This is a genomic window from Gaiella sp. (assembly GCF_039915195.1).
Classification (GTDB): domain Bacteria; phylum Actinomycetota; class Thermoleophilia; order Gaiellales; family Gaiellaceae; genus Gaiella.
In genome coordinates this window covers 1-10,636 of record NZ_JBDSNT010000134.1, presented here as the reverse complement: position 1 = coordinate 10,636, position 10,636 = coordinate 1, and the positions used below count along the sequence as shown (strand labels likewise).

At 68.0% G+C, this 10,636-nt stretch carries 8 protein-coding genes; 4 read left to right on the top strand and 4 right to left on the bottom strand.

Features of this window, described 5'->3' with window-relative positions:
* On the bottom strand, window positions 1–763 hold a 763-nt coding region (locus ABIR74_RS12525), incomplete at its 3' end, for an aminotransferase class III-fold pyridoxal phosphate-dependent enzyme (protein ID WP_348178624.1).
* A 178-nt stretch (window positions 764–941) separates the two neighbouring features.
* Here ABIR74_RS12525 and ABIR74_RS12520 point away from each other — a divergent pair.
* Genes ABIR74_RS12520 through ABIR74_RS12510 form a run of 3 tightly spaced genes read left to right on the top strand, consistent with a single transcriptional unit; the run spans window position 942 to window position 5,939 of the window.
* The gene (locus ABIR74_RS12520) at window positions 942–2,147 is read left to right on the top strand and encodes an enolase C-terminal domain-like protein (protein WP_348178622.1); all 1,206 of its coding nucleotides are present in this window, start codon (window positions 942–944) and stop codon (window positions 2,145–2,147) included.
* Window positions 2,144–4,498 carry a pyruvate dehydrogenase gene (locus tag ABIR74_RS12515; RefSeq protein WP_348178619.1) on the top strand — a complete coding sequence of 785 codons (2,355 nt, stop codon included), beginning with the start codon at window positions 2,144–2,146 and terminating at the stop codon, window positions 4,496–4,498. The genes ABIR74_RS12520 and ABIR74_RS12515 overlap by 4 nt, the downstream gene beginning before the upstream one ends.
* A gap of 34 nt (window positions 4,499–4,532) precedes the next feature.
* A complete protein-coding gene (locus tag ABIR74_RS12510; protein ID WP_348178617.1) occupies window positions 4,533–5,939 on the top strand; it encodes a neutral/alkaline non-lysosomal ceramidase N-terminal domain-containing protein in 1,407 nt (468 codons plus the stop codon).
* 11 nt (window positions 5,940–5,950) lie between these two features.
* On the opposite strand, the gene ABIR74_RS12505 is transcribed toward ABIR74_RS12510, so the two are convergent.
* Window positions 5,951–7,102, bottom strand: a complete 1,152-nt coding sequence (locus ABIR74_RS12505) for a mandelate racemase/muconate lactonizing enzyme family protein (protein WP_348178615.1) — start codon at window positions 7,100–7,102, stop codon at window positions 5,951–5,953.
* Between the two features lie 21 nt (window positions 7,103–7,123).
* Between ABIR74_RS12505 and ABIR74_RS12500 the strand changes: the two genes are divergently transcribed.
* Window positions 7,124–7,966 (top strand): amidohydrolase family protein, encoded by an 843-nt coding sequence (locus ABIR74_RS12500; protein ID WP_348178613.1) that lies wholly within the window; start codon window positions 7,124–7,126, stop codon window positions 7,964–7,966.
* On the opposite strand, the gene ABIR74_RS12495 is transcribed toward ABIR74_RS12500, so the two are convergent.
* Both ABIR74_RS12495 and ABIR74_RS12490 read right to left on the bottom strand, forming a co-directional pair.
* The gene (locus ABIR74_RS12495; protein ID WP_348178611.1) at window positions 7,940–9,061 is read right to left on the bottom strand and encodes a GntG family PLP-dependent aldolase; all 1,122 of its coding nucleotides are present in this window, start codon (window positions 9,059–9,061) and stop codon (window positions 7,940–7,942) included. The genes ABIR74_RS12500 and ABIR74_RS12495 overlap by 27 nt on opposite strands.
* Window positions 9,062–9,172: 111 nt before the next feature.
* Window positions 9,173–10,636, bottom strand: a 1,464-nt coding sequence (locus tag ABIR74_RS12490; RefSeq protein WP_348178609.1) for an amidohydrolase family protein, incomplete at its 5' end; no start/stop codon positions are given.

Sequence of the window (10,636 nt, the reverse complement as noted above, 5' to 3'; positions counted from 1 at the left end):
GGAGGACGCCCGTCTCATCGCAGAGAGCCCTCAGGCCCTGGAGGTATTCGGTGGAGAGAGCGTGGACGCCGGCGGTCAGCAGAACCGGCTCGACGATGATCGACGAGACCGTACGTACCCCCTCCTGCTCGATCACGTCGCGCATCTGGGCGAGGCAGCCGAGCGTGCAGGATCCTGTGCAGGCACGGCAGGAGCCCGGAATCGGCGCATGGGCATGGATCCCGCCGGAGAGGAACGGCTCGTACGGGTTTCGCAGTTGTGGCCACCCGGTCGCCGTGAGGGCACCCATCGTGGCGCCGTGGTAGGAACGATAGAACGAGATCGTCTTGTACCGTTCGGGGCTGCCGCTCTGGCGGTGGAACTGCCGTGCCATCTTGAGCGCCGCCTCCGTTGCCTCCGAACCGCTCGAGAGCTGCTTGACGACGTCGTACCTGCCACCGGTGAGCCGGATCAGCTCGGACGCGAGCTCCAGGGCGCGGTCGGTGGTCGTCATGATCGGCGACGAGAACGAGAGGCGCCGGTGCTGCGCGGTGATCGCCGCGATGATCTCGTCGTTGCCGTGCCCGAGGCTGACGGCGAAGACCCCCGAGAGCCCGTCGATGTATCGACGGCCTTCGTGGTCAGTGAGCGTGATGCCGTCCCCCTCCACCATGATCAGTGGATCCGCGGTGAACGTCTGCATCTGGTTGAAGTCGACCATTACGTGGCGCGCAGCCTCGCGCAGGTCGAGGAGGTTCAGGTGGGTATTCCGAGTCTCAGGCATGCGCGTAAGTGTCTCTTTGTCAGACCAAGAAGTCAAGTAGTCGGTCGATTTCACGGTACGAGCTGTCCGGAGATAGACGTTCGCCTCAATTTGACTTGTCTGACCAAGAGATCATAGGATCGGGCGGAATGCTGGCCACCTCGATCCGACGCCACGGCACGGCAGGATCCGCCCGTCGATGACCGCACCCGTCGCGCGCCTTCATCTCTCGACCGTGGCACCGAGCCTCTCACCCGCCTCGAAGGGAATCGGCCGTCCCGTCGGTACCCCGTTGACCGTCCTCGAGGGAGTCGTCGACGCGCGCGGGGCCTCCTCTGCCGGCCTCCCTCCCGCCCGCACGTGGCTCGTCGTCGTAGAGCTCGAGGACGCAGACGGCGTCATCGGCGTCGGGACTGCCGGATTCGGCAACCCCGCCACGATCGAGATCCTGCGCCAGCTCGAGCCACTCGTCATCGGCCGCTCGCCGTCCGAGGTCGGTCACATCTGGGAATCCCTGTACCGCGCCACACTCAACGTCGGCCGTCGCGGGGTGGCGCTCCACGCGGTCAGCGCCATCGACATCGCGCTGTGGGATCTCTTCGGCAAGCAGCTCGGCGTTCCCGTCTACGAGCTCCTCGGCGGCAAGATGCACTCCTCGCTGACCGCGTACGCGAGCTGGCTCTACGCGACCGAGGATCTCGACGCCCTCGCGAACGAGGCTGCCGGGTGGGCCGCGCAGGGTTTCGGCGCCGTCAAGCAGCGGCTCCCGAACGGGCCACGCGAGGGGAGAGAGGGAATCCGGAGGAACGTCGAGCTCGTGCGAACGGTGGTCGACGCGGTCGGCCCGGGCGTCGACGTCATGGCCGACGCGTACATGAGCTGGGACGTGGGCTACGCAATCCGGTGCATCCGCGCGATCGAAGACGAGGGGATCCGGTTGCGCTGGCTCGAGGAGCCTGTCATCCCCGACGACATTCCCGGTCTGGCGCGCATCAGAGCCGCCGTGTCGACACCGATCGCCGCGGGCGAGCACGAAGCGACGCGGTACGGCTTCCGTGCTCTCGTGGAGGCCGGCGCCGTCGATGTCCTCCAGCCCGACGTCAACCGCCTCGGAGGGATCACCGAGGCGCGACGCGTGTGGGCGCTCGGCGAAACGTTCGGCCTCGACGTGGTTCCCCATCTCGGCTTTGCTCACAACGCTCAGCTCGCCATCACGAGCCTCGCGACCCCACTCCTCGAGTACATGCCTCCACCGGCCACGCCCGCCGAGGCGGACGAGGATCAGATCTTCTGGGTTGCCTTCCCCGACGAACCACGTGCCGAAGGCGGCAACGTGACGTTGTCGGGCCGTCCGGGGCTCGGTGTCGGTGTCGACCGAACGGTGTTGACGAGAATCCCGGAGTGACTGCGACGGTGACGACGTCGAGGCCAGACCACGCGACCCTCGCAACGCTGTCCGCGATCGAGCGTCGGGTGCTGTGGTTGGCCGTGCGGATCGTCGATTTCGCGAATCGAGAACGGCCGCGGGGTGACGGATTGAAGGTGGGTGGCCATCAGGCGTCGTCCGCGTCGATGGTGACGTTGATGACAGCGCTCTACCTGGCGGATCTTCGCGCCGAGGACAGGGTCTCGGTGAAGCCGCATGCGTCACCGGTGCTGCAGGCGATCGAGTATCTGCTCGGGCGGTTGGATCGTTCGTACCTGACCCGCTTGCGCGACTTCGGCGGCCTCCAGGCGTACCCGTCCCGGACGAAGGATCCCTACCCCGTCGACTACTCGACCGGATCCGTGGGTCTCGGATCGGCAGCGCCGCTGTTCGGCGCACTCGCGGATCGATTCACGCAGTCACGACTCGGCGTCTCGACGGGCGGGCGCTTCATCTCACTGCTAGGCGACGCGGAGCTCGATGAGGGAAACATCTGGGAGGCGCTCGCAGATCCGTTGACGCGGCGCCTCGGAAACGTGCTGTGGATCGTGGATCTGAACCGACAGTCGCTCGACCGGGTGATTCCCGGGATCCGTGCCGCTGAGCTCGAGGCGCAGTTCCGCGCGAACGGCTGGGAAGTGATCGAGCTGAAGTACGGCAGGCGCCTTCGTGAGGCGTATGCGCGTGAGGGTGGTGAGGTGTTGCGACGGCGCATCGACGAGATGCCCAACGAGCAGTATCAGTCGCTCTTCGGCGCTTCGGAGGAGGTCGTCTGCGCGACGGTGGCCGACGGCGTCGAGGGCGAGGAGCGCGCGGTGCTGGGGCGCCTGCTCGACCTCTACGCGGGCCGTGTGGCGCCACTCGTGCGCGACCTCGGTGGCCACGACCTCGGCGACGTGCTCGACGCGCTCCGGCGTGCGAGGGAGACGCCCGACCGGCCGACGGTGATCTTCGCCTACACGATCAAGGGGTACAACCTCGAGATCGCAGGGCGTCCCCAGAACCATTCCGCTCTCCTCGACGCCGCGCAGATCGACCGGCAGCGCGATCGGGCCGGCCTCACTCCCGAGACGGAGTGGGACGGCTTCACTGCAGGGTCGCCCGAGGCAGAGCTCCTTGCCCAGGCCGGCAAACGCCTCGACCGGGGTGTCATTCCTCCTGCACCCCGGATCGAGGTGCCTCGGACGATCTCTATTCGCGACCCTGGGGAAACCTCGACACAGGCTGCGTTCGGCCGGATCCTGCTCGACCTATCCCGCGTCGACGAGGTGAGCGAGCGGCTCGTCACGGTTGCACCGGATGTCTCCTCCTCGACGAACCTGGGCGGCTTCATCAACAAGACCGGCGTCTGGGGTCCCGACGAGGAGCCCGTCTACGACGAGATGGCCGACTCGCCGTTGAAGTGGCGTGTCGGTCCCGGCGGCCAGCACATCGAGATGGGGATCGCGGAGATGAACCTCGTTCTGCTCCTCGGTCAACTCGGTCTCAGCTGGGATTTCCAGCGCGAGCGGCTGTTCCCGATCGGCACCCTCTACGACCCGTTCGTGATGCGGGCTCTGGAAGGGATCGTGTACTCGACCTACTCAGGATCGCGGTTCGTTCTCGCTGGCACACCTTCGGGGATCTCGCTCTCGCGCGAGGGCGGCGCACACCAGTCCCTCAACACGCCCGGGATCGGGATCGAGACACCCGGCCTGACCTATGCCGAGCCGTGCTACGCGCGTGAGCTCGAGTGGCTCTTGCTCGATGGGCTCGCGCGTATGCAGACTCCCGACGGCGAGGCCCTCTACCTGCGCCTCTCGACGACTCCTGTCGATCAGCAGCCGTTCACGGCGGCCGCAGCTCGGCTCGGAGAAGAGCGGCTGCGGGCCGATGTCGTCGCGGGCGGATTCCGCCTCCGCGAGCCGGGAGTGAGCGACGATCGCGTCATCCTCGCGGCGTGCGGCGCCATCGTTCCCGAAGCTCTCGCGGCGGCAACCCTCCTTTCCGAGGAAGAGGGCGTGGAGGCGGCCGTGCTCTGCCTCTCCTCCCCTGACCGCCTCTACCGCGACTGGCAGACACGCCGGGCAGCACCCCTCAGCGGGCGAGCCCCCGGCATATCGCACCTCGAGAAGCTCGTTACCCCTGGCGGACGCGACCTCCCCGTCGTCACCGTCATCGACGGAGCAAGCCATGCGCTCTCGTTCGTCGGCAGCGCGCTCGGCGTCCGCTCGGTCGCACTCGGTGTGGACCGCTTCGGTCAGACCGGCAGCCAGCCAGAGGTCTACGCCGAGTACGGCATCGACGCCGCCTCGATCGCGACGGCGGCTCTCGTCGCACTCGAGCCATAGCCCGGCCCGCGAGTCGAATGTCAGAATGCACCCCATGAGAGACGAGACCTTTGGCACCACACACTGCCGCTTCGGCGTCGCGCGGCGCGACGTGACACCACCCGCGGGCATCTACGCTCGCTCTTGGGGGGCGGCAACCCACGAGGTCGCGGAGGGCATCCATCGCCCGTTCACGGCGACCGCAGCCGTCGTCGCTCCGCTCGAGGGCGAGGCGCCAACGCTCGCGCTCGTGGCCCTCGATATCGGCTGGTTCCAGTATGTGGAGGACGAGCAGGCACTCCGAGCCTCGGTGCTCCAGAGGACCGGCCTTGGTGAGAACGAGCTCCTGATCCAGATGTCGCACACCCACGCGGGAGCCAACACCAACTCTCACCTCGAGGGCAAGCCCGGGACAGAGATGATCGCCCCGTACCTCGACCATCTTGCGGTCGAGGTCGGTGATGCCGTCGTCGAGGCGCGCTCGCGGCTCGTTCGAGCCACCGTCACGTACGGCACGGGGCGGTGCAGCCTCGCCGCGAACCGCGACCTGTGGGACGCCTCCGAGGAGCGCTACGCGTGCGGCTACAACCCCGGCGGCGTGACCGACGACGCCGTTCTCGTCGCACGCGTGACCGACGACGCCGGCTCGACGCTCGCAGCACTCTTCAACTACGCGTGCCACCCGACCACCCTCGCCTGGGAGAATCGCCTGCTGTCGCCCGACTTCGTGGGCGCGGCCCGCGAGGTTCTGGAGCAGGCGTTCGGCGCGCCGGCCCTCTTCCTCCAGGGCGCGTCAGGCGACCTCGGGCCACGCGACAACTACGTCGGCGACGTTGCCGTGGCCGACGGGAACGGTCGCCAACTCGGTCATGCCGCTGCCGCTGCGATCGAGGCGCTACCGCCTCCGGGAACCCGGTTCGTCTACACGGGCATCGTCGCCTCGGGCGCGAACCTCGGCACGTGGGAGTACAAGCCGTGCACGGCGGAGCAACTCGAACGCGCTGCGAGGCTCGAGGGCACGCTGACTCACGTCGAACTCGAACGGAAGACCGATCTCGGCGTTGTCGAGGGTGCATCGAACGCGTCACCTGACTCGCCGCAGGAACGCGAAAAGGCACTCCGCCGGGAGCTGCTCCGCCTCGCTCTCGGTGACGACCCCGTGCACCGGATGCCGATGTGGGTCTGGCGTCTCGGCGAGGCTCTGCTCGTCGCCGTGCCGAACGAGCCCTACGCCATCTTCCAGGTCGAGCTGCGCCGGCGCTTCCCCGACACCCCGCTCCTCGTCCTGATGACGACGAACGGCGGCGTCGGCTACCTGCCGCCGCGCGAGACGTACGGCGCCGGGCTCTACCAGGAGCAGCAGTCGCCCTTTGCCCCTGGCTGCCTGGAGAAGACGATCGAGGAGGCCGCAGCGGCGCTCGAGGGCCTGCGGCCCGGGCGCGAGACACCGGCACGCAGCTGACGGCCGTCGGCTCAGTAGTCGGCGACGCCTCCGTCGGGCCAGGAGCGCGAGGGAAGAGCAGCGTCGCGCGACGGCCTCCGCCGCGCTTCGTCCTCGTCCAGCTCGAGCCCGAATCCCGGGCCGGCCGGCGGCACGACGTAGCCGTCCGTGGCGCGGGGCGCGTTCGGGAAGAGCTCGTAGAGCGGCTCGAGCTCCATCCACTCCTGGATCCCGAAGTTCGGCACCGCCATGTCGACGTGCAGGCACGCGACGCCGTTCACCGGCGAACTCGCGTGGTGAAGGGCCGAACGCTGCCCGTGCATCTCCCCGGCCGCGAGGATCTTCTTCGCCTCGGTGATCCCTCCCGCATGCACCATGTCGATGCGGAGGTAGTCGACGAGCTCGTTCTCGATCAGCGGCTGAAACTCCCACTTATGAGAGAGCTGCTCGCCGGTCGCGAGCGGCAAATTCACCTTGTCACGGACGAGCTGCAACGACGACGGATTGAGCGGGCGAATCGGATCCTCGTAGAAGTAGAGGCGAAACGGCTCGAGCCCTCGCCCGAGGTACGCCGCCTCCGCAGGGCTGAACATCGTGTGGGCGTCGAGGAGCAGGTCGACCCCCTCCCCGAGCGCTCCCCGCAGCGCCTCCGTGGCGGCGATCGTCTCGACGATCGACCGCTGCGGATCCCAGCGTGCCAAACCCTCCTCGTCGAACGCCGCAAGCGGGCCGTACCGGAGCGCGGTGAACCCGAGTGAGCGCCAGCGAAGCGCGTCCTCGACGAGCGCCTCGGTCGAGTCGCCGGCAAGATGCCTGTAGACGCGCACGCGGTCGCGCGTCGGCCCGCCGAGCAGCTCGTACACCGGGACGCCGAGCCGTTTCCCCTTCAGATCCCAGAGCGCCAGATCGATGCCCGCGACGGCACTCATGATCACCTGCCCGTTCGACCAGAACGTACCGCGCGTCATCTCGCCCCACCAGTGCTCGATCTTCCCGGGGTCCTGCCCGACGAGCAGGTCGCGGAAGTGGTCGAGGATCCCGAGCACGCCCCGGCCCCGGCCGGCGAGGCTCGCCTCACCGATCCCGGTCAGCCCCTCGTCCGTTCGCACGAGCACGATGATCACCGCGTACTCGTAGCCCGGGCCGACGCTCACCGGTAGCGTTTCGATCTCCGTGATCCTCACTCGAGCACTCCTCCCGTTCCCGTGATTGTCGATATCCATACACATGTCGGGGAGTACCCGGCGCACATCGACGAGAGATTTGCGGCTCAGGCGCGCGAGGCCTGGGCCGAGGTCACGCTCGGCGGCACGGTCGAAGAGCACCGCGAGCACGCGCTCGCGGGAGTGAACCGAGCCGTCGTGCTCGCATTCGACGCACAGGCAGCCGGTTTCGTCGTCCCGAACGACTACGTCGCCTCGTACGTCGCGACGGATCCCGCCCGCCTCATCGGCTTCGGCTCGGTCGACCCATCCTCACCGACGGCGATTGACGAGCTCGAGCGAATGACGGGCGATCTCGGCCTCGTCGGCTGCAAGCTCGGGCCGATCTACCAGAACATCGACCCGCTCGATCCACGCTTCCTGCGGGTCTGCGAGGCTCTCGAGCGCCTGGGGCTGCCGATGTTGATCCACCAGGGCACGACGTTCGCACGGGCGGGCTCGCTCCTCCAGGCGCGTCCGATCCTCCTCGACGAAATCGCGCTGCGCTACCCGGAGCTCAGGATCGTGATTGCCCACATGGGCCACCCGTGGTTCGACGAGACGATCGCGGTCATTCGTCGCCACCCCCACGTCTACGCCGATGTGTCGGCTCTCGTCGGGCGTCGCTGGCTCCTGTATCAGGCGCTCGTGGCGGCCGTCGAGTATCGCGTCACGCACAAGCTGCTGTTCGGAACCGATTTCCCGTTCTTCACCGCGAGCCAGACGATCGACGGTCTACGGTCGGTCGCAGGTGACGCCTTCGGTGTCGGAATGCCGACGATCGATCCCGACGTGATCGAGGAGATCATCCACAGGCCGTCACTCGACCTGCTCGGTATCGACTGAGTCGTCCTCGTCTTCCCAGTCCCACCGGTCGCGCTCGGCGTCATACCCCTCCAGCTCGGGAACCACGAGCGGCGGCACGAAGTTGCGCTCGACGGTGTCGGCGACGATCGCGGCTGCCCGCTCGAGCTCCTCATCGCCGATCAGGCGGTGCGTGACGAGGCGAATTCTGCTCGTGTCCCGCTCGAGCACCCGCAGCCCTGCCGCCGCGAGGAGATCGACGAGCCGAGCAGGCTCGATTCCCGTCGCGGTGACGTCGGCAAGCACGATGTTCGTCTCGATCACCTCGGGAGTCGTTACGCCGGGAACGGCGGCAAGCAGCCGGCCGAGATCACGGGCCCGGCGGTGGTCGTCGGCGATCCGGTCGACCATCGTGTCCAGCGCTACGAGGCCGGCGGCCGCAGGGATTCCCGCGCGATGGACGCTCGCGCCACCGAGCCGCTTCAACATCAGCCGTGCCCGCTCGACGACCTGCTCGCTCCCTGCCAGCACCGCTCCCATCGGGGCAGACAGCGCCTTGTTGAGCGAGAAGACGATCGAGTTGGCCGGAGCCGCGAGATCGGCGAGCGGTGCGCCCAGAGCGACGGACGCGTTGATGAGGCGGGCGCCGTCGAGATGCACGCGAGCTCGATGCTTCTTCGCGGCGGCGGCAAGGGCCTGCGTCAGCGGAACGGTGAGCGTCGTGCCGCCGGCGCGCGTGTGCGTGTTCTCGAGGATGAGGAGTGCGGCGCCCTCCTCCTTGACGAGGGCGGAAACGGCGACGGGATCCATCCGACCGTCGGCAGCCCAGAGCGAGCGCGGCTCGAGGCGAGCGATCTCCTCCATTCCCATCGCCTCCGACGTCATCACGTGCGAAGCCGCTTCGACGACGACGCGATCACCGGGGACGCAGAAGGTGAGCATGGCGACAAGGTTGCCCATTCCGCACGTGGGAACCCAGAGCCCGGCCTCCTTGCCGAGCAGCGCCGCGACCCGCTCGCAAAGAGCGTTGACCGAGCGGTCCTCGCCGAAGGTCGCCCACCCGAGCTCCGCCGCTCGCATCGCCTCCCACATCTCGTCGGTCGGAACCGACAGGAGATCGGAGCGGAGATCGATCATGCTCGAGCGGGCTTGGTGTGGGTTGGGAGTGCGGCTGGGACGGTCATGCACCATGGAGCGTGTTCGCTCCGCTGCGTGCAGGGCCGCATCCAGGTGTGCTCGCAACCCATCTCAAGACCGCAACAGGTGCCGACCCGGTCGCGCGCCGGTGTGTTCACCGTCATCAACGACGAGGGCGCCGTTGACGAGCACGTGCTCGACGCCCCGCGCATAATGGTGCGGATCGTCGACCGTCGAGACCTCGTCGAGACCGTCGTAGTCGAACACGACCACGTCCGCCGCATACCCCGCCCGCAGAAGTCCCCGGTCCCAGAGGCCGAAGTGCGCTGCCGGCATGCTCGTCATCTTGCGGATCGCCTCCTCGAGGCGGAGCGTCCCGTTCTCCCGCACATGGTGGGTGAGGTAATGGACGTGGCCGGAGTACCCGAGCGGATGCCGGAGGACGTCAGCGAGCGGCCCCTCGGTCGTGACCGTGAACGTATCGACTCCGAGGCAGAAGAGTGGGTGCGAGATCATCTCGGCCATGTGCTCGTCCGTGAAGAGTCGCCCGACGACGAGGATGCTCTCGTAACTCTCGCCGGCGTCGGCGAGCACGTCGAAGAAGCAGTCCCACGGGTCGACCTTGCGCAGATCCGCGATCTCGGCGAACGAGAGGCCATCCCAGTCGGGGTGCTGCTCGCTCGCCTGCAGGCGGACACGGTCCCACTCGCCCTTGTGGATGAACCGCCAGTACCGGTCGCACTCCGTCCGCAACTGCTTGCGCGTGTCGGGATCGCGCAGGCGTGCGACCGCGGCGGCGCTGCCGTCGGCTGCGACCCAGGGGGGCAGGATGCCGGAGAGCTGCCCGAGGCCGTCGAGGAACGGGGTTGTATCGGCAAGAACGTCCATTCCCTCCTCGCGCGCAGCTGCCATCATTTCTACGGCCCGTTCCCAACCACGATCGGGCGCCCCGGTGTTGTGCCGCACGTTGAGGTGCGAGATCTCGGCGCGGGCGCCGCCGGCGCGCGCAACCTCGAGGAACTCCGCGATCGCCTGCAGGATCCCCGAATCGCGGTTCCGGACGTGGCTCGTGTAGATCCCGTCGTATTCGCCCGCGATCGCGTTGAGCCGTACGAGCTCCGCGGTCGTCGCCTCGCGTCCGGGGTTGAACTCGAGCCCGGTCGACATCCCGAGCGCGCCCGCCTCCATCGCCTCGTGCATGAAGCGATCCATCATCGCGGCCTGCACCTCGGTCGGTTGTGAGCCAGAGACACCAGCGGCGAGCCTGATCGAGTTGTGACCGACGAACCACGCGAGGTTCGGCGTGTGCCCGACGTCGGAGAGGAAATCCAGGTGCTCGCCGAACGTCGTCCACGGGATCACGGGTCCGTCGAAGCCGAACGTGTGGAGGCGGCCGCTCATGTACTCACGCGAGTGGTCGGTGACGGGCGCGTAGCTCCAGCCGCAGTTGCCGACGACCTCGGTGGTCACGCCCTGCCGAATCGTGCTCTCGGCGGTCGGGTTCGCGAGCAGCGAGAAGTCGCTGTGGCTGTGCGGGTCGACGAATCCCGGGCAGACGACCTTTCCGGCCGCGTC